Genomic DNA, 22,190 nt, shown 5'->3' with positions numbered 1-22,190 from the left:
GATACCTATTTTAACTAACAACAATGAGCTACCCGAATATTAGATACAATAAGTCTCTAGCAGCTAGAGAAAGAGTAATAAGAATAAAAAGCTATAGACACTAATTGTTTGATGTGCGGCAATCTGCTGTATACCCTGAACTTCATAACAGTGATTTAGACGATCTTTGCTAGTCTTTATTTAGAGATCATATTTTACTAATTCATAATCTTCTCTTACTATGGTTACAGGAGACCATTCTTTTTAGATACATATTTTTATCCGTAACTAGAATTATGAAAATAATATATCAGGTAATAGATTATATAAAATATATATTGAAAATATTAGAAAGCACAAAACAAGCAATTACTAGAGACTATACAATTATCAATATTCTGTAATATCATCAAGAAAAATACCATTAAATTCTAAAAACATGATCAATTCTTACTTTTGGCCCAGATGAGAGAATGATTTGTAATTCTAAAAATTATTAATTAACTTATCATATATTTGAAATAATAATTCCGGCTCAAAATAATAAACATGTTTATGGACCTCTACAAGAGCGCGACGCTAATATTATAATATTCATATAACTAAATAAAATTAAGTATGTTCATCTGAGACAGAATAAATAAAAGACATCTTATCTCAGATGTTAACTAATTAAAAGGAGATGATATTACATGATTTACCAACTAATTTACGTTCTTGTGTTTTAATTAAATTAGATGCCATTACAAGTAAAATATATTCATTACTAACTTTGCACTTTAATTTTAAAGAAATTAAATATAAATTCATATTTTTATCTAAGGAGTGCATAATTGCATCTAAATATCACAGAAGATACAACTAATACAAGCTTAATGTATTCAAATACAGAGCATCAATACTGATTCAGTTAAGCAGGTAACATTACTCCAAAAATGCATTTTATATATTGTTAATATCGCATTTTGATCAAGAATTATTATAATGTCTTGTCTTATAAAACTAGCCGATGATTCAACACGGCCGCTATAATATTCATTATCAGAATAACAAATGTTTGAATAAGATATCTTGTCTTGAACCAAAGACTATATGCGAAGAATATCTTCATCTAAGATAAAGAGAGATGCATTTATGGTAACATTAAACATCCTTGATAATATGTTTTTGGACTAAGGATATATTATGACTCGTATCATCCAGAAATATTTGGAGAACTTTAGTTCTAATGATTATTAGACAATAAAATAGGATATAATCAAGCATCGTCTAAGACGAGCACTGATATCTAATTATGTCAGTATATTCTTGATGGGTTATTTAGCCATTCATAGAATAACTTGTGATATACTATGAAATCCTATCAAAATATCTGACATGCTAATTTTTAGCGCTAATCTTTCATTAATTCATGTATGACTACTATTAGCAGGCTATTAACCCTACGAGTAAATTAACGAATATTGATTTTTGTTTTTTTATAACCTTTTATCTAAAGAAATGAATCCTCCTAAATCAGTATGTAAATTAATATATAGCACATTAAAAAATAAAGAAATATAAAATAGAGTAATAAGATAAAATCAAGGCACTTCTTCAGATATCAGAGTATAGTATATAATACTTTCTCATCATACCATATACAATAAGATGTAGATATTCATGTATCTGAATCATGCAATAGACTGATCCAGAATAAGACAGTTATTTATTAGTTGCGTGTCAGTATTTAGTAGATCTTCTTCCAAACTCAAGTATAAGTGCAAGATGCAAAAGTATGAATACCCCTCATAAATACCATAATAGTATAATCAAAATGTTCAGGAAACCACCTATGAGACAGATATCTGGTATGTCTATGCTCTAGGGGTGAAATAACAAGGATATCTATGAAAGACTTTAATAAATAAAAGAACCCAAGATATCAAGAAAGATTAGGCACTCTAAATAGAGAAAGTTCTCAAATAAGTATTTCTTTGCTTATTTATTAAATAAGTTAATAAAAATTATAATCAAGAGCAAAAACCAGACAATATTATGAAAATCATTATTCTTGGCGCTGGTCAAGTAGGTGGTACACTGGCAGAAAACCTAGTTGGCGAAAAAAACGATATAACAATTGTCGATACTAATGGCGATCGACTTCGCCAACTACAAGATAAGTTTGATTTAAGGGTTATTCAGGGTTATAGCTCTTATCCACGAGTATTACGTGAGGCTGGTGCTAAAGATGCTGATATGCTGATAGCAGTTACAAGTTCAGATGAAATTAATATGGTAGCATGTCAGATCTCCTATTCCTTATTTAACACACCCAAAAGAATCGCTCGCATACGTTCAACGGAATATATCCGTGAAAATCAACGTCTATTTAATAGAGCTGATATCCCCATAGACCATCTTATCTCTCCTGAGCAGTTAGTAACAGACTGTGTATATCGCCTAATAGAGTATCCTGGTACATTACAAGTGGTGAATTTCGCAGAAGGGAAAGTAAGCCTTGTAGTAATCACTGCATACTATGGTGGCCCGTTAGTTGGTAATTCGTTATCTTCTTTAAAAGCACATATGCCACATATTAATACACGCATTGCAGCTATTTTCCGAAAAGATCGTCCAATACGCCCACAAGGATCTACGATTATTGAAGCCGGGGATGAAGTATTTTTCGTAGTAGCGTCGCCCCATATTAGGGCTGTCATGAGCGAACTACAACGTTTAGAAAAATCTTACAAACGCATTATGATTGTTGGCGGAGGACATATAGGTGCGGGATTGGCTCATAGATTAGAAAAAAGCTATACAGTAAAACTGATAGAACACAATCAGCAACGTTCCGTCGAGCTGGCTGAAATGCTACAAAACACTACTGTTTTTTATGGTGATGCATCTGACCACGAACTACTAACTGAAGAGCACGTTGATCAAATAGACGTATTTATTGCTCTAACGGATGATGACGAGGCTAATATCATGTCCGCTATGCTAGCAAAACGTTTAGGAGCTAAGAAAGTGATGGTGCTAATTCAGAGAAGAGCATATGTAGATCTAGTGCAAGGTAGTGTTATTGACATTGCTATCTCACCCCAGCAAGCAACAATCTCTGCTATGCTTGGGTATGTGCGAAAAGCATATATAGTCAGCGTATCATCCTTGCGACACGGTGTTGCTGAGGCTATTGAAGCAATTGCATATGGAGACGAAAACACCTCAAAAGTTGTTGGTCGCAGAGTAGAAGAGATCAAATTACCGCCAGGTACAACTATTGGTGCTATTGTTAGAAGCAATGATGTTATAATAGCTAATAGAAAATTTAAAATTGAACATGGAGATCACGTTATCTTATTTCTTATAGATAAGAAGTTTATCACAGATGTTGAACATTTGTTTTACCAAGATTCATACCTCTTATAGCATAGTAAATAATCAATCATTGATCTATAACATATACATTATTATCAAATAATTTTTTTGTTTTATAGATATATTCCTATTATTACTGAATATTGATGAGTATAAATATAGTCTTATTTTTTTTCTAAAACACTATATTATTATGCATATTCTTAAATTATTACCATTTTATTATTATATTCAGTAGATGGATAAACATTTTCTGTCTACTTATTTCACAGAAATATTTCTAACAAATAAATATTATCAGCTTTTTATGTTTAAAAACATTATACTCAGTAATATTTTACCATTCTTTCTTAACAACCGCACTAGATGATATTCGATAATGCGAAATTATATTTAAGAGTATTACTTACTATTTAAGTAATGATAGCATTGCAGTATCAATTTAAAGTTCAAGATCATTCAAATAAAAAATTTTATTAAAGCTGATATCTCCATGATCAAAATATTTTAGATTAAATTTGAATAACTATCAATAGAGTATGCTTCATAAGGTTATGATACTAGCATCTTTTTGCACACTATCTTGATCTAATTGTTTAGATCAGTATCTATGCGTTTTATCTAGTATAACAACCATGGCAAAAAGTACAGATTATCATTTAAAAATAGTAATAACCTCTCCAAGAGCTTTTCAATCAAACCTATTTCCTCAAACTATCATGATCTATAAATTAATTATCTCCACCGTAATCTACAAAGAGGTATAACTGATTTTATTTAAAAGGGAATCTGGATTCCAGATTTGCTATTAGCTGATGGAAAACATTATTAATTTAGTATCATAATTGTAAAAATATACTACCTAATCTAATATTCTAAAATCAGAGATAAGACTCTCTTTAATTAATAAATATTAATGATAATATTGATATCCTAATTAGAATAAACCTATCATTTAGGTTAAAATTCTATATATCAGGTATAATAGGAATATCAGACAATAACTTTTAAGAGAAATTACAGCCGAAGTATTCTTTATAGAAGAGAAAGTGAGATATTTAAATTTTTTATTTACTATATAGTATTAATATTTTAATTAAATCTTTGACTACTTACTACAAGATAAGTATAAGTGATGTGTTATGCATTAAGCATATCATACTACAAAATATTTAGATAAGGCGCATTATATTTTATGTATTCAAGGATTTTTAGTATAAGATAGCTTTAAAAACTTTTGTTTTGAAGTCTAATCAGACTGTTCAATACAAATAAAAGTTTAACTAAAATAACGGAAAATATATAGACCGATTGTCTATAGAATATCTTATTAATAGGTTATTTTTTAAAATTAGCATAATAATAAAGCTATTTATTTGACTTATTTGATAAAGAATTATGAGGATGAAAGATTAAATATTTTGGCACAGATGTAATAAGAGATAAATATTATTATTCATGCTTAAGTGATTACACTACTGCAATTTAAATTGAATACAACCGAACTTTAGAATAATTTATTCTATCTAATGTAGCATTTTGTCTTTTCTTTATTTTTATAAATAAAAGTGCTTGCTTCATCTTGAAGTACTAATATAAAGCAACACAAAAATCAAACTACAAATATGATTTTTTAATCATTACTGCAATTCCTTTAAAAGGATAGCATTGATTTATAGGATTTGCACAATAAAATTGTATATATAGAAGAAAAAAGAAATAGCATGATAGTCAAGATAGGCATCTGTATAAAATTGACACATAGATGCATTCTATCTTTGCACTTTCAAAAAATTTAATTCTTCTAAATGAAAAGACTCTTTAATTGCATAATGATTCATTATTTTACTAAATAAATGATATTACTGAAACATATAACAAATCATAGCAAATACCCGCAATACCCTTAATTTGCGTTTAATAAAAAATTTATACTATAAAAATGATAAACATAATAAACTAAGCAAATATGATATCTTAATGTTATCAAGATTCATTAATATCTACATGTTCACCAACAAAATAATTTAAATGATGCCGGCAGCTAATAAAGTATTAGCTCTACTAAAAAATAAATCTAACTCTCTGGCTCTAAAAGAGCCTCTTCAATTGTCTTCTGAAGAATACGAATTCTTTGCTCCATATTCAGAGTATAATCGATTGTTCTATCTCGTTCTTCTGCCAATTCGCGAGATAAGTTTAATGCCGAGATAAAGACCAGTTGTTCTGTGTTTGTCACTCTAGTGCGAGATTTCAGGTTGTGCAAACGCTTATTCAAATCCTCTGCAGCCTCATATAACGCTTCCTCTTGCTCTGCTGGACAATTGACTTTTAATGAACGACCAAAAATATGAAGATCTACCGGTTGTGCAGACATACCACTTTCCTGCCTAGATTTTATGCTATTTTTAAAACCCCAATAGTAAGTTAAATCTTGTGCTAACTATATGTGCATCGCTAAGTATTTAACATGATTGAAATCATAGTCCATTCTAATATAGCTAACAACTATTAGCTACTAATAAAAGATTGCTGCCATAGGATATATTCGTAAGACGAAGTAAATTATCTATGGATAATAATTGAAGAGCTATTTTAATAAATCATAACTATAATGAAAGATTATATTTAGTTAACAATTTCAAAAGCATATACTTTATATAACAACTCATATATATCTATTATTTAATATAATGATCACAGCAACGCTATACTTGTATTCTGAACAAAAACAAAGCAACTAGGTTTCTGCTAATTAATGTTAAATACACTACTTAATGTAGTATCCATACTATAAATTTAATAATGATGATGTTTGTGATTTAAGCACTGCAAGTTAATTTGTCTTACAAAGTGATTTACTATAAAAGTAAGAAGAATTTTTTAAAAAAATTTTTAATTAAATGGCACCTGCTATGCTGAACTTTGTTATGTAGAACATACAGTGTAAGAAATAACTTACAATAGGTGTAAAATTGCTATGCTGTTATTGTATAAAATTATACTATGTATCATAATACTCAAGGAATTGCAAATGACACGTCAAGCATCATATCATCTAATTAATCTAAAATAACATGCAATACTAATACATAGTAGTATTATAAATTCAGGATCCCCTGAGGCACTACTATCTACCTGAATTGGTTGTTATTAGATTGAAGAAACTCACCCATATCTTGTATTGTTTATAGAACTACAGATATTCTTATAAAGCATGATTTCTATCCCAGCATATCAAAGTATAAATACATAATGATTTTATGCATATCGCCTTACTTAGGGCGTCTTTTAATTTATCTGCCTTAAATATTAACGAGACGTTTACTGAACATCTATTTGTCATGGCTTAAAGATGATATATAAACTAGAACATATAGTTTTTATATTGATCTCTAACAAAGTATTAATATTACATCGGTGCTATATATCATACGTAAAATATAGTCAGATATTTACGTAAGGTCCCCGAAAGATGCTGCAACAAAAATATTTTAAACTATAATTTTGCTATAAGTAACCATGTATCTAATAACATTAATATTTTTAAAATAAATCTATGTCAATTAAAAACATTTTAACCCAATTTGTTATAAAAGAAGCAGTTATAACTCGTTTCAGTTGATTTTAATCAACCTTTTGCTCTAAGTAGACAAAGCATGAGCGATCATGCTTTGTCTACTTAGAGATGCATAAAATCAACAACTCATTTAGGAATAAATAAAATGCGAATAATACTAGGTAATTTTTTAGCTAAGAAATGCATCATAAATTTTCACAAGCAAGTAATTTTAATAGTTACAAAAGTTTGTGATAGTTATACTCTCATACCTATATAGAGGCTCATGATATAAATATAAATACAATGAAATAGTCACGCTATCAAGGATCTATAATAGGCGTTAGTATCAGTATCTATTAACGCAAATCAACTATCCTACTGATCACAATAAAAGATATACATCATCAATACATCTTGAGATCAAAGGTCTCATACTGCTCTTATATAGCTATCTAAGTATCATAGTTAAAAACCATCCAGAGCAGCTATGAATAGATAATTAAATTATCCTATCAGGAGAGTGTTATATTCTGATATCGAGAAAAATATGATTTATAAACATTTTTAATATAACTAATAGAACGGTTTATTTTTTAGATTTTTATTTTATCTTACCTTTTTAGCTTAATAAATATGATCTTTCTAAAAAACTTCCTGTTGCTTTTTTAAAAAAGCAGGTATTGCATCGATAAATAATCAACTAAAAAAAATGATTCCTGCTATTGCGCAATTACTTAGAAGTATTCTTAGTGTATTATATAACAAATTTAAAAGTATGACTCACAATGTCAATAAATTTAAAATAATAATTACTTAAAGTAATAATCAACTATATTTCATCTTTGCTGAAAGCAACTTTAAAAGATATACAATATATATGTGAATCATTTATAATTATAAATATAACTTAAGTAATACAAGTAAACACGATATACGCATATTTAATAAATAAAATATTTTTGTACCACTTTAATATATTGAGTTCATCGCGCATTAATTACTAGAAATTATACTTGTATTTATATTAAATTTTCTTTTCTAATTTATTTACTAACAATCTTTATCTAGCATATTATATAAAATTTTAGCAAAATTTTTTAAAATAACCGTGACTTAATTTAATAAACTGAGTGATCTAAAATATTCAATTTTTTACTTGTGAGTAACTAAACTATATAAAAGAAAGTAATAAAAAAAATTATTCTTAATAAATTAAATCAACTAGTATCTTTCTACTATTAGTAACTTTAAGTTAGCTATATAAGGTGTTTAGAAGGATATTATCCTATCTTAATTATTCTAATAAAGTTAAAAAATATTTATCTGTAGACTCAACTGTAAGTTAGTATTTAAAAGAAATTTTTTTAATACAAGCAAATAGAACATCAATCATCAAACTAGTGGTTAACCAATAGAATGCATCGATATTATGTAATATTTTAAAAATATATGACAAGAATGAAATGCAAAGAGATTATAACTGATTCAGTATAAGATGATAAGATATTTAATAAATAAAATCTGCTGAATCCAAATTAATAATAAGAATCTTTAATATTATTTAAACAAATTATGGATTAGTCAGAAAAATCTAGATAAATAGGGTATTACCAAATACTATTTTTGAAGATACCAAGAACTTTAAATAAATTAAAATAATAATTATGATTATATTGTTTTAAAAATCTTCTGATATTCAAGATTATTAAAAACTAATCTGTAATATTAGATATATTTTATATATACCATAAATATTAATCTTTATCTAGATAACCATGCAGATATAATAAGAAATTATAATCTTAAGATATTCTCAATACCTTACTTTAGTTGTATTATCCGCAATAATAACGATTATAAGCTAAACATGATATTAGAAGTGATAGTGAAAATTAGTAGTAAGAATATACGGGAATTTACTAGGTGTAAAAAAGTAATATTGATCTGTTTTAGCTCTTACTCGGGCAATATTAAATACAATTTAAATATATATTATTTATTCAATAATAGTGTATATCAGGGTAGAACAATGTAAACAAAAACCAGAGTAATAATGCGCTTTTGCAAAAACATATTCATATATCTGATTCACTAGTCAAGTTCTGCCATAATATCTTAACTAACTATATAATACCTATTGCAGATCGGAAGAATGAAAATTGAAAATAAATATAATTTGTTTGTTCGTAAATTGCTAACAGACTGATATTATTGAAAGACTAACATCTTAGCTAATCAAATTAATAATATATAAAGACAAAATATGAAAATGATAATTCTGGGTGGAGGGATAACAGGAAGAACCCTGGCACTTGCAGTGGCTGCACTGAGTGCTGGGCGAGTTCAAGTCGAGATTATAGATACTGTTTCTGAAAATAACAGGCAGAAGTATTCGACTGATAACTATGCTATTGCTCTTGCTTACGGCACATGCCAGCAATTAGAAAGGATCGGCGCATGGAAAGAACTAAATTCTTTTGCAACCCCTATAGAGAGTATCTATGTCAGTGATCAGGGTGGTTATGGTTCCGTTGTATTTAGATCCCTGGATTATAAAATACCTTATTTAGGCCAAGTTATTCAACTGCATCAGGCCGCGGCAATTCTACTAAGATTATTAGAGAAAGCCCCAGGAGTGAGGATCTTTGGGCCAGGAACAGTAGTAGGTGTAATACAAGAGCAAGATAATGCTACTATTAATTTAGATAACGGTACTATCCTCACGGGCAAACTTTTAGTAGCAGCCGATGGCTCTCCCTCATTACTAGCTAAGCATTGTAAAATAAACTATCGTAATAAAAACTATGATCAGATAGCTGTTATTGCTAATGTTATAACTTCTAATGCACATCAAGGTAAAGCATTTGAGCGTTTTACCCCTGATGGACCTCTGGCAATGTTACCGATGAGTAAAGCAGGATGTGCGTTAGTCTGGTGTCATTCCGTAAATAATCAGAATGAAATCAGAGGTTGGAACGACATTGAATTTCTTCAGCATCTTCAGAAGATGTTTGGTTGGAGATTAGGGAAAATAATCAAGACCGGTAAGCGTCATTACTATCCTCTAAATTTAAGATGGGCAGATCAACATATCACCCATAGGATCGCTCTAGTCGGTAACGCAGCACAAAATTTACATCCGATCGCAGGGCAAGGATTTAATCTTGCCCTGCGTGATGTTATTTCCTTGGCCGAGACTATTGTTCAAGCAGAACTCCAGGGTCATGATATAGGCAGCTACAAAGTGCTAAGCTGTTATAAAAAACGACGTGCACCAGATCAACAACTAACTATTAGAATGACAGATGGACTGATTAACTTATTCGCTAATAGTCTGACACCATTAGTTATCGGACGTAATGTGGCAATGATGGCTATTGATCTTCTTCCAACGCTACGAGAAAATCTTGCGAGGCGCACATTGGGTTGGGTGCAAAGGTAATCTTCATTATTGCAGTAATTATAATTAATTTAGCTATTTTATTAATATAATTAAGATTATTTATGAACAGAAAACGAGAATCACAATGCAATCTTTTGATATTATTATTTCTGGTGGTGGTATGCTAGGATTAGCAATAGTAGCAGCTCTTCGGGAGTCAGGACTGCGTATTGCGTTAATTGAACACAAAATTCCTAATCTTGAAAAACTCACCCCAAAATCAGCACTGCGTGTTTCTGCCATAAATACTGCTACTGAACATATGTTAAAATATCTAGGAATTTGGCAAGACATTCTAGACCTACGCGCTAGCTCCTATCAGAGCATGGAAATCTGGGATAAAGATAGTTTTGGAAATATTTCATTTCATGCTCAAGAATATGGCTATACCCATCTAGGGTATATTATTGAAAACAGCGTGATTCAGCAGACCTTATGGGATAAAGTCTCTTGCCAGTCAGGAGTAACTATTATTGCTCCTGCAGTTTTCCAGGAGATTACGTGGGGTGAAAAAGAAGCTTTTATCATTTTAAATAATAGACAGATCCTAACGACGCGTTTAGTAATTGGTATAGATGGAGCGCATTCGTGGCTGCGAGCCCATACCGATATTCCTATAACATTTTGGGATTACAGGCATCATGCACTGGTTGCGACCATTCAAACTGAACAACCGCATAATAACTGCGCGCGTCAGGTTTTCAGTTCTAATGGTATCCTGGCTTTTCTACCGTTAAAAGACAAACAACTATGCTCAATTGTGTGGTCTACTAATCCTGAAAAAATAAAATATCTACTATCATTACCTGAAAGTGATTTTAACCGTGAACTAGCAGTTACTTTTGATATGCGTTTAGGACTATGCAAGATAGTAAGCTCGCGTCAGTCATACCGACTTATCGGACAATATGCTCGTAGTTTTGCTGCACACCGCTTAGCCCTAGCGGGGGATGCAGCGCATACGATACATCCTTTAGCAGGACAAGGGTTGAATTTAGGATTTATGGATATTGCGAAATTAAGTTTTTTAATTAAGCACTTACATCATCAGGGAAAAGATATCGGCCGTTATACGTATCTGCGTAGCTACGAGCGTTCATGTAAGAATAACGCTGCCTTGATGCTGACAACAATGCAGGGATTACAAGAACTCTTTGAAGGTAAAAATATTGCTAAAAAGTTATTGCGTGATATAGGTATGACGATAGTTAATAACGTCCCCCTTCTTAAAACAAGGCTGGTTAGATACGGCATGGATTTGTCTTATTTTTTGGATTTATTAGAATAGTTATATTCAACATAACTTCCAAGAAATTTATAAGCATCTTGTTAGTAATCCTGGGCGAAATAGTTTATGGTAAGATATTATATAAAATAAATCCAGTATTAGGCTATAACCTCATTTACTCAATGAAAGTAATTAATTTATAAAATTGATAAATCAGACATTGAAAATAACTCTATAATTTACAAAGATGCCTAGTTTAATAAATCATATGAACAATCCGGATACAATTACATTAATTAATTAGATATAATAATCTTTAGTAATACATAAAATGAAAAGATTGTCTTGCATAATAAAAATTATGTCTATTCATATCTTTCTTTTTCATAATACTAAATATTGTTTAAGTAGTTTAACTACTCTAAAAATACAGACAGTTGCACATGGTTAATATAATTTATCTACAGTAGAATTTAAAAGAATAATGCCGGATTTATTTTATAGGAGACGTTAATGTCATATAGTAACGAACTTGATTTATTGCAGCATATGGCTTTAGTGCCGATAGTTATTGAACAGACTCCTCGTGGTGAACGCTCATATGATATTTTTTCTCGTCTCTTAAAAGAAAGAATCATTTTCTTAAACGGTCCAGTTGAAGATCACATGGCAAAACTGATTGTAGCTCAAATGCTATTTCTGGAAGCAGAAAACCCTGAGAAAGATATTCATATTTATATTAATTCACCAGGTGGTGTTATCACTGCGGGCATGTCCATCTATGACACAATGCAGTTTATTACAGTTGATGTGAGCACTATCTGCATAGGACAGGCATGCTCAATGGCAGCATTTCTGCTTACCGCAGGGGCTAAAGGAAAACGCTTCTGTCTTCCACATTCACGCGTCATGATTCACCAACCCCTGGGTGGTTTTCAAGGACAGGCAACAGATATTGAAATTCACGCTAAAGAAATTGTTAAAGTTAAAACTCTTATAAATACGCTGATGGCAAAACATTCAGGGAAACCAATAAAAGATATTGAGCGTGATACTGAGCGTGATCGATTTTTATCAGCTGATGAAGCTGTAGAATATGGTTTGATAGATTCGGTAATGACTTCCCGTACCTAGCCGCGTAAGAAGCTATTATTGCATGAGTAATCAGTGTATCAGAACTTGATATAAATATATAAATTATTGATTTATCGATAATTTATAGAATAAATATGAACATAAAATTCATTGTAGATCTAATACTTTAATATATAGCATGATATAATTATTTGGATAATAGTAATTTCATGTATTAAATAGAATGTGTCGTTTTGCACAAATTGATCCTACTGCCATTGATAGTTTTATATATAGGCGACATATTCTAAGGGATAATACTTAATAAAGAGGTTTTATGATGACAGATAAACACACAGACGGTTTAGATACACTTCTGCACTGTTCTTTTTGCGGTAAAAGACAACATGAAGTTCGTAAACTGATCGCCGGGCCGTCAGTCTATATATGTAATGAGTGTGTCGATCTGTGTAATGAAATAGTTTGCGAAGAAATTAAAAAAGTTAATCTGGAACATGAGACCGACTTTCTTCCAACACCGCACCAAATTCGCAAACATCTAGATGATTATGTTATTGGTCAAGAACAAGCAAAAAAAATATTGGCTGTGGCTGTCTATAATCATTACAAGCGTCTGCGCAATAGCGAGACTGATAACCATATAGAATTGGGTAAAAGTAACATTTTAATGATTGGTCCGACCGGTAGCGGTAAAACTCTATTGGCTGAGACACTAGCTCGCTTTCTCGATGTACCATTTACTATTGCAGATGCGACCACTTTGACAGAAGCTGGTTATGTTGGAGAAGACGTAGAAAATATCATTCAAAAACTATTGCAGAAATGTGAGTATGAAGTGCAAAAAGCACAGCGCGGCATCGTCTATATAGATGAAATTGATAAGATTTCTCGTAAGTCTGATAATCCCTCAATTACACGGGACGTATCAGGAGAAGGTGTACAGCAGGCTTTGCTAAAACTAATTGAAGGTACCATTGCTGCGGTTCCACCTCAAGGAGGACGTAAGCATCCTCAGCAGGAATTCTTGCAAGTTGATACTTCTAGAATTCTTTTTATCTGTGGGGGAGCATTTGCTGGTTTAGATAAAGTGATTAACGCACGCATAAATACCGGAACAAGTATCGGATTTGCAGCGAATGTACAAACACTTTCTTCTCAAGAGAGTGAGAGCGAACTTCTATCTCAGACAGCACCAGAAGATTTGCTAAAATTTGGTTTAATTCCTGAATTTATAGGTCGTTTACCAGTTCTTGCTACACTGCATGAACTAGATGAAGATGGGTTGATCAAAATCTTGAAAGAACCTAAAAATGCATTGACGAAACAATATCAAGCGCTATTTAATATGGAAGGTGTCAGTCTAGAATTCTGTGATAAAGCTCTTGTTGCAATTGCAAAAAAAGCAATGATGAGGAAAACAGGTGCTCGTGGCCTTCGCTCTATTGTTGAAGCAGTTCTTCTGGATATAATGTACGACCTACCTTCAATGGCAAAAATTGATAAAGTCATAATTGAAGAAAAAGTTATTGAAGGTCACACAAAACCAAGGATTATTTATAGCAAATAGGCAAGATAAGCATCTTATGCTATCTAATGCTAGAAAATAAGATATCTTATCAATATCAATACAGTTAGGTTTAGTTAATTCTTTTAATTAGGTTAATACATGTGATGTAATAAGGATATCATTTAGATAAATAGCCATTTATTGATGAATTTTTTAATAATTATTATATCATCCTGCACGATAAGATCCATCAACCCAACAGTGGATTCTTATCAGCCTTCAGAAAGCACAGCAATATCTTTGATAAGACAAGATAAATATAAGACCGATTAATCAAAAGATTTAAAACTCTACTAATATATGACTTTGCCAGAATATGGCATCATAGACGTTCTATTCCTATGTCAACGATTTTAATATCTTAAATATCAAGTAGTTCATCAGATATTCTAATGAAATAATAAAAATATAGCAATAAATACATATAGATTATTCCGGAGCAAAGACATTTATCTTATCGGCTATTGAATATCTTAAATTTATTAAATATTTTTAATAGCATTATTTGATGACACATAGAAGCAAATTATTTCGTGAAGAACTATAAGTATAGTACGATATGAAGATTCCTTCATTCTATGTATTTTTATTACTATCCTAGTAATTATCATTGATATTACCTATAAAAAAATTTATAAGATACCTATAACGGGTAAGGATAGATATTTTTGATGGCAGTGAATAATATTCATACTAATATTTATCCATTTTATTCTATCACTTTATAAATAATAATTTTTAATATATTGGCTAGAAAAACCGAATCAGTTTTATACAAGAGTTACCTATAATAACAAAATATAAGTTATATAAGCACAAACTTTATATTATTCAATGTTATGATGATGTGTATAATTGGTCTTTTAAGCTAAAAATGTATTTTTAAGAAATATTTAATTTAGATGTGATCATGACTTATTAATTACATGATAATTTAATGTGAAGATATATAACCAAGAAGACCTGATGCTATAATCAGGCGAGGTGAGATATGTTTAGTATAGCCTATTACTAGGATAAAATATTTTATGTGTATTACAATATTGATTGTCAAAATACTAGAATAAATTTTATTTAATACATACCAGAAATAATATAAGAAACCATAAATATATATTAAATATTATATTGAATTAATTGATTCAAATATTTTCTATAGAAAATATGGTACAGCATCTATTAAGATATTAATTATTTTCTGCTTAGCTAGTTATCTTTCTTTAACTTAACTAAATATATACAAAATATACTATACGCTACAGTAATTTATATGTTCACATTCGTAAAATATTTATTAAGAAACATAGAATTAATATAATTAATATAATGCTTAATATTATTAAGCTGCAAATATGCAATTGTGTCATAATCTTACCAGTTTCCTAAGAACTACTAGCGCAGCCCTTATATATAAAAGGGTTATATAAATTTATTTTAGTTAATAAAATGATATTTTTGACTTCTGTAGAGTGCATCAGTGTTCTAGACAACTAACAAAAGAGGATTTTAGATTACTAGATATTTTTAACTTGCATGCTGTATACTACTGAGATTTATTAAGTTGGAATTCATACTATTACTATCATCTGACACATGATCATGTGACCAAGAATCTAACTCTTTATTGCTAATGCCAATCCCATAATTTTTATATACTATATAAGAAATTAGTTAGTATAATTAGTTAATAGTGCAGCACTGTAGATGAGCCGCATAAAAGCAAATGGTCATTTTTAAATACTAAATTTAAGCTCACTAGATTTAATTAAATCTACTATCTATCAGTTTTAATTTCTTATTTTTTTAATAATATTAGTTAATCAATTACTATAAAGCAGATATGATAACATTAGAGTATCAACATAGACATATGAACGTTCGCTAATCTAGGTCGTCTGAAAATCAGCATATTAGAAGCGTGCATTAGGTAATGTAATAAGATTAAAATTAATATTCTTATCTCTAAATTAAAAGAGTATCTCTACTTAAAATACTTAACAATATAAAATAATTGGAATGAACTCAATCATATCTATGATATAACCTTAATAAGTCAAGCATAACTTGACATGATTTCTTAAAAAACATCAATCCTTGTAAATCAATTAGCTTGGCCAATCTTTAAAAAGCAGTAATATTTTTAAATAAAATGCATACATACTGATTTGTTGATAGTAATGCTTATAATGATCAGCAGATTGTGCTATATCTGATTTTATGCATATTATTTATACTATTTATTATAAAATGATATTTTCTAAGCATAATTATAAATAACACATACAAACCTGTTAATACTTTACATTATGACTGTACCACAACTATTATTGTAAGAATAAGCTGAGTCAGCATAGCTAAAATATCTACTGTGGTACTACTCACAGACTAATTACTTAGATAGGAACTTCTTATGTCCAGACAACAAATAGGTGTTATAGGTATGGCTGTTATGGGGCGCAACTTAGCGCTTAACATTGAAAGCCATGGTTATATCGTATCCATTTTTAACCGCTCTCATCAAAAAACTGAGAGAGTAGTTGCTGAGAATCCGGGTAAAAAAATAGTACCTTTTTACAATATTCAGGAATTCATTAAATCCCTTGAGAAACCTCGTCGCATATTATTAATGGTAAAAGCCGGTGAAGCAACCGATAAAACTATAGACTCCCTAAAGCCTTATTTACAGAAAGGAGATATTATAATAGATGGGGGCAATACTTTTTTTAAAGATACTATAAGACGTTACAATGAATTATCGTCTGAAGGTTTTAAATTTATCGGCGCGGGCGTATCTGGTGGTGAAAAAGGAGCGTTGCAAGGACCGTCTATAATGCCGGGAGGACAGAAAGATGCATATTTATTAGTAGCTCCAATTCTGAAAAAAATTGCTGCTGTAGCTGAAGACGGAGAATCTTGTGTAAGCTATATTGGTTCTGATGGTGCTGGTCACTATGTGAAAATGGTGCATAATGGAATTGAATATGGTGATATGCAGCTTATTGCTGAAGCCTACTCCTTACTAAAACAAGCTCTAAATTTATCTAACGAAGATCTATCTAATATCTTTAACGAATGGAATAAAGGTGAACTAAATAGCTATCTGATAGAAATAACAAAAAATATTTTTATCCAAAAAGATGCAGAAGGTAAATATTTAATTGATGTAATACTAGATGAAGCAGGTAACAAGGGGACTGGTAAATGGACAAGCCAAAGCTCCTTAGATTTAGGAGAACCCCTATCTCTGATAACTGCATCTGTCTTCGCTCGTTATATATCTTCTATGAAAGATCAACGTATTTTATCTGCTCATTTTCTATCTGGACCAGAATGTCAAACATTCAAAGGTAATAAAGATGAATTCATAGAAAAAGTACGAAGAGCACTTTATCTAGGTAAAATAATTTCTTATGCTCAGGGCTTCTCCCAGTTGCGCGCCGCCTCGGAAGAATATAAATGGAATCTAAACTACGCTGATATTGCAAAGATTTTTCGTGCTGGCTGTATTATACGCGCTCGTTTCCTACAAAAAATTAGAGATGCATATACAAATAATTCCTCTATAACAAACTTATTATTAGCTCCGTATTTCCAGCAAATTGCAAATCAATACCATATGGCACTACGAGAAGTAATATCTTATGCAGTACAGAACGGTATTCCAACGCCAACTTTATCTGCAGCTATTTCTTACTACGATAGCTATCGTTCAGCAGTACTCCCTGCTAATCTTATTCAAGCGCAGCGTGATTATTTTGGAGCACATACTTATAAGCGTACTGACAGAGAAGGCGTCTTTCATACCCAGTGGGAGTGCTAATAATTTTTATGCGTCTATACAAATAAACTCAGAAATCCGGGATTTCCTGGATTTCTCTTGCAAATTTATCTTTTATAACCCAGTAATGTTAAGTCAGGATATTTTTAAATAAATATATATTTAAGTAGCTAGCTGATCAGGCATGGAGATATCATAAAATATGGTTTGCTGTCATATATAAAATTAAAAATAAATTAATATTACTCCTGTTATCATAATAACAGCATACTGAATAATATCACTTACAAAGTTACATCATCTATTATATCCCATTATTTTAGTATGAATCTATCTAAAAACTATACTCCATATTAGCCAGAGAGACTCTGTTGATAATATTTATATCATTCTTACTGATAATATAATATGTATTAACTTTCTGCGTAAGAATAGATATAGATATTAAATCTATCGTTAAATTTATGTTCTTTTGCTGACTTGAAATATCGATATGAGTTATTGGTTATTAAATTGATAAATATGATAATTATACAAAAAATATATGTCTGCTTAATAATTTACTCAGTAAATATAGTATAAAGACTACAGTAATATATAAATATCTACTAAAAAAATTATTGTTAAGCAATATTACATGACAAGATTACTTATAAAATTCTTAGTACATGTAATCATCAAGTTTTTAAATTTACATGAAGAGGATATTTTATTTGTTCAATAAAATATAAACATAGTATTATATTACTCATACTATATTAATTTTATGTAATATTATTATTACTTATAATATTACGTAATACTCATAGCAATAAAATATATTATTTAAATTATTATATCAATATTATCTATTGATAAAGCATCGTTAATATCATAGTGATCAAATAGTACAATCATTCACACTACATAGATCACTTCATGGATATATCAAATCTATTAAATGCATCCACTAAGACAAGAGCATACTATACTGTAATTTAAATCACATACTAATCATGATACAATATATAAAGATATATTTAATATATATAGAAAAAATAAATAATACACATTAGTAATAAAGTGTATTTATATTAAATATAAAAGCATAAAATTACCAGAGTAATAAATAGATGATGTACCCATTATTTCAGCAGAAAATAACTTGATTAATTATTACGCAAACAAATTATCTTTCCCGATTTGACTGAAGATAAAAATTCAATTTATTTTATAGCATAACAAAGAAAAGCATAAGATTATTAAACCTCATATATAACTAAAATGCATATCATAACAAGAGTCAGCATAACTATATTTTTCTAAGCTAAATATTAGTGATAATACTTAATAAACTCAATCCTTAATGAAAATAAACACACTCCTTAACACAAGAGAACATATCACAATAATTTAAAAGTTTTAAAGCTTTAAATTTTTTAAAAACAGTAACTCATGAATATGGAGTGTATCTAATGCATGATGATACTGATACAAAATTATGTATAACTGGTAAAGCCAAAGACCTTAAGAAACGTCTAGTTACCTATTTTATCAAAATCTTGGACGCTATAAGACAGAAATAATTATTAAAAATATTACTCGTATAGATATAACCGTTACCATACGAAAACTAAGGGCTATAAGGCTTAAAACTAAATACATCAAGATGTATAACACTCATTATAATATCTTATTACGCGATGATAAATCTTAAACGCCTATATTTATAAGTAGAGAGATTTATCCTTGTCTGTAGTTACATCGTGATAATAAGCATGCGCAAGGGTAATATTTTAGTCCTTTTACCAGTGCTCAATATATTAGAAAAAACTAGTTCTTTTACAAAGAATTTTTCCTATGAGACAATGTTAGAATAGCTTTTATAGAAATCGCTCGAGTTCTTGTATGCAATATCAGATTATGCACTATTTTGTCTTCCTATATAAAAATATAGGTTACTCTGGAAGAATATTAGCAGCAAGTAAACTTTATTCGCCTATTTCTTATTACTAAAAATAGTCAAGTATTAGGTTTACTAATTTTTACGTACGGCAGAAGCTAGTAAAAGACGAAATTTTGAATAAGCTGCACATATTAGAAGTCAGATTCAAACAGTACATAGATTCATTAAAAAACAATTGATTTCTAGGAATAGTGAAGATCTAGATATTATTAGTACTGAATTTAATACAGACATTGCTTATATCAATTCTTTATCTGGTAAGACACAATCCTAGAAAGTAATAATTACTTTCCTAAAGTTCCTGCAAATGCTGAATTCATAGAAGTAGTTTATAGTCTTCTAAGGTAATTCTATTCACAAGCAAATCCGAGCGAAATAACACAATAAAATAATACTAGATTTTATGTTATCAAAAAAACATATTATAGCTCAATAGGTCTCTAAATTAGATAGCAGCAGAATCAGAATATATATTGTACTACATAAAAATGAATTATGTCATCTGCAATAAGCTCAAAAAATATACAAAAATGATGTTATCAAAACTGTATAAACATATACGATTTATCAGCAATTCATAGCGCTAGAAAAAATATTACAGCAATCAAATATCTGCCGTATGGAATATTTGAATATTAGCGGTATGATGGGTGAAGATCTAGTCGGCTTTTGCTTTATTTTTGATATCTATGGATCTATTCGCGAAAAAAATAGGCGATATAATATTAAATATTTTCAACTTTGTGATGATTATGCAGAAATAAACCATATTCTACGTCGCTGATATGAAAAGATCTGGAATCATATAAGATTCCGGATATCATTTTTATTAACGGAGACAACAGACAATTAAGACAGGCAAATGAAGTATTTGCTAAACTAGACGCACGGTAGAACAAACAGACCACTAATACGTGGTATTGCAACAAGAAGAACACATAAAGCAGGACTAGAGAGAATTTTCTTGCAAGCATCAGAAGCAGGGTTTTCTCTGTCATCAGACTCTACTGCATTGCAACTTATAGAGAATATTAGTAATGCATCTTACAAGCACACGCTCAGTAGATATCGCCAGAAACTTACCACGATCCGTTATAGTGCTTCACTTAAGAATATAGAGGGCATAAGACTAAAAATCCGGCAAAAAATTTTATAGTATGTTGGAGAATTGTAACATTTAATGAATGATAACGTGAAATAAATTGCAAATGCAACTAGTTTTTCTAAAAATTTAGCAGAAAAGGTCTACAATTCATTTAAAAATAGGGCATTATCGCAACAGACAGATAATATCTACAGCTAGAAGAGCTATTAACTCAAATTATGCGATTAAATATACCGACTTTACTGACTCTTTTTCGTATGATCTTAACCCCATTATTTGTTTTGGCGTTCTACCTTCCGTTCAACTGGACACCTCTTGTCTGCGCAATTATCTTTGTATTTGCTGCCGTAACAGACTGGTTTGATGGTTTTTTAGCGCGCAGATGGAAACAAACTACTCGCTTTGGAGCCTTCTTAGATCCTGTTGCTGACAAAGTGATTGTTTCTACGGCTCTCTTATTGGTATCTGAGCATTACCATACTTGGTGGATTACATTGCCAGCAGCTACTATGATAGCCCGTGAAATAATTATTTCAGCACTGCGTGAATGGATGGCAGAGCTTGGAAAGCGCAGCAATGTGGCTGTATCGCGGATTGGCAAGGTAAAAACTTCAACTCAGATGTTATCCCTAGTTGCGCTAATATGGCGTCCTGATGAGTATGTTATTATAGCCGGAGTAATTACATTTTATATTTCTGCGATATTAACATTTTGCTCGATGTTTCAATATTTAAATGCTGCACGAAAAGATTTATTAAGATCTTGACAGAAATAATGTTTAAATTATCCTACAGTAGGAATGCAATAAAAAATGATGTTGACGAATTTTGTGAGATAGGTAGAATATGTTTTATTATATCAAAGCAATTAATAAAATTAGAAGATACAAAAACAAGCAAAATGATGTTGAATAATTTACGTACTTAGCGGGAATAGCTCAGTTGGTAGAGCACGACCTTGCCAAGGTCGGGGTCGCGAGTTCGAGTCTCGTTTCCCGCTCCATGCTATAATTATTCTTCAATAAGAAGCTGCAATTCAAATGAAGTATTTAGGCGCGTTAACAAAGCGGTTATGCAGCGGATTGCAAATCCGTCCAGTCCGGTTCGACTCCGGAACGCGCCTCCA

At 30.3% G+C, this 22,190-nt stretch carries 10 protein-coding genes and 2 tRNA genes; 11 read left to right on the top strand and 1 reads right to left on the bottom strand.

Translation table 11 applies throughout. The features are described from left to right. Positions 1-2,016 precede the first annotated feature (2,016 nt). Positions 2,017-3,393: a Trk system potassium transporter TrkA gene (gene trkA / locus KTT71_RS01010; protein ID WP_216782623.1), complete on the top strand. Its 1,377-nt coding sequence runs from the start codon at positions 2,017-2,019 to the stop codon at positions 3,391-3,393. A gap of 2,026 nt (positions 3,394-5,419) precedes the next feature. On the opposite strand, the gene zapA is transcribed toward trkA, so the two are convergent. Then, entirely contained in the window at positions 5,420-5,719 is a 300-nt protein-coding gene (gene zapA, locus KTT71_RS01005) for a cell division protein ZapA (RefSeq protein WP_216782622.1), read from the bottom strand. A 3,448-nt stretch (positions 5,720-9,167) separates the two neighbouring features. On the opposite strand from zapA, the gene ubiH reads away from it, so the two are divergent. The 10 genes from ubiH to KTT71_RS00955 all read left to right on the top strand — a co-directional run bounded on the left by ubiH (position 9,168) and on the right by KTT71_RS00955 (position 22,190). After that, positions 9,168-10,346, top strand: coding sequence for a 2-octaprenyl-6-methoxyphenyl hydroxylase (gene ubiH / locus KTT71_RS01000; RefSeq protein ID WP_216782621.1), 1,179 nt, complete (start codon positions 9,168-9,170; stop codon positions 10,344-10,346). 85 nt (positions 10,347-10,431) lie between these two features. Further along, positions 10,432-11,634: an FAD-dependent monooxygenase gene (locus KTT71_RS00995; protein ID WP_216782620.1), complete on the top strand. Its 1,203-nt coding sequence runs from the start codon at positions 10,432-10,434 to the stop codon at positions 11,632-11,634. A gap of 453 nt (positions 11,635-12,087) precedes the next feature. Then, positions 12,088-12,708: an ATP-dependent Clp endopeptidase proteolytic subunit ClpP gene (gene clpP, locus KTT71_RS00990; RefSeq protein WP_216782619.1), complete on the top strand. Its 621-nt coding sequence runs from the start codon at positions 12,088-12,090 to the stop codon at positions 12,706-12,708. Between the two features lie 280 nt (positions 12,709-12,988). Further along, entirely contained in the window at positions 12,989-14,236 is a 1,248-nt protein-coding gene (gene clpX, locus KTT71_RS00985; protein ID WP_216782730.1) for an ATP-dependent protease ATP-binding subunit ClpX, read from the top strand. Between the two features lie 2,410 nt (positions 14,237-16,646). Beyond that, on the top strand, positions 16,647-18,056 hold the full coding sequence (gene gndA, locus KTT71_RS00980; RefSeq protein ID WP_216782618.1) for an NADP-dependent phosphogluconate dehydrogenase: 1,410 nt from the start codon (positions 16,647-16,649) through the stop codon (positions 18,054-18,056). 2,522 nt (positions 18,057-20,578) lie between these two features. Continuing rightward, positions 20,579-20,743, top strand: a complete 165-nt coding sequence (locus KTT71_RS00975) for a hypothetical protein (protein ID WP_216782617.1) — start codon at positions 20,579-20,581, stop codon at positions 20,741-20,743. 180 nt (positions 20,744-20,923) lie between these two features. Then, positions 20,924-21,115: a hypothetical protein gene (locus KTT71_RS00970; RefSeq protein WP_216782616.1), complete on the top strand. Its 192-nt coding sequence runs from the start codon at positions 20,924-20,926 to the stop codon at positions 21,113-21,115. 167 nt (positions 21,116-21,282) lie between these two features. Beyond that, positions 21,283-21,831: a CDP-diacylglycerol--glycerol-3-phosphate 3-phosphatidyltransferase gene (gene pgsA / locus KTT71_RS00965; RefSeq protein WP_216782615.1), complete on the top strand. Its 549-nt coding sequence runs from the start codon at positions 21,283-21,285 to the stop codon at positions 21,829-21,831. Between the two features lie 160 nt (positions 21,832-21,991). Then, positions 21,992-22,067: transfer RNA gene (locus KTT71_RS00960), tRNA-Gly, on the top strand. 49 nt (positions 22,068-22,116) lie between these two features. After that, positions 22,117-22,190: transfer RNA gene (locus KTT71_RS00955), tRNA-Cys, on the top strand.

The sequence above is a fragment of the Candidatus Profftia tarda genome, from assembly GCF_904848675.1.
GTDB classification, from domain to species: domain Bacteria; phylum Pseudomonadota; class Gammaproteobacteria; order Enterobacterales; family Enterobacteriaceae; genus Profftia; species Profftia tarda.
This window is presented reverse-complemented; position numbering and strand designations above follow the sequence as displayed.

Coding starts and splice junctions, on each gene's coding strand:
- pgsA (WP_216782615.1), top strand. CDS start 21,283: ATGCGATTAAATATACCGACTTTACTGACTCTTTTTCGTATGATCTTA.
- KTT71_RS00995 (WP_216782620.1), top strand. CDS start 10,432: ATGCAATCTTTTGATATTATTATTTCTGGTGGTGGTATGCTAGGATTA.
- trkA (WP_216782623.1), top strand. CDS start 2,017: ATGAAAATCATTATTCTTGGCGCTGGTCAAGTAGGTGGTACACTGGCA.
- clpX (WP_216782730.1), top strand. CDS start 12,989: ATGACAGATAAACACACAGACGGTTTAGATACACTTCTGCACTGTTCT.
- clpP (WP_216782619.1), top strand. CDS start 12,088: ATGTCATATAGTAACGAACTTGATTTATTGCAGCATATGGCTTTAGTG.
- gndA (WP_216782618.1), top strand. CDS start 16,647: ATGTCCAGACAACAAATAGGTGTTATAGGTATGGCTGTTATGGGGCGC.
- zapA (WP_216782622.1), bottom strand. CDS start 5,719: ATGTCTGCACAACCGGTAGATCTTCATATTTTTGGTCGTTCATTAAAA.
- ubiH (WP_216782621.1), top strand. CDS start 9,168: ATGAAAATGATAATTCTGGGTGGAGGGATAACAGGAAGAACCCTGGCA.
- KTT71_RS00975 (WP_216782617.1), top strand. CDS start 20,579: ATGGAATATTTGAATATTAGCGGTATGATGGGTGAAGATCTAGTCGGC.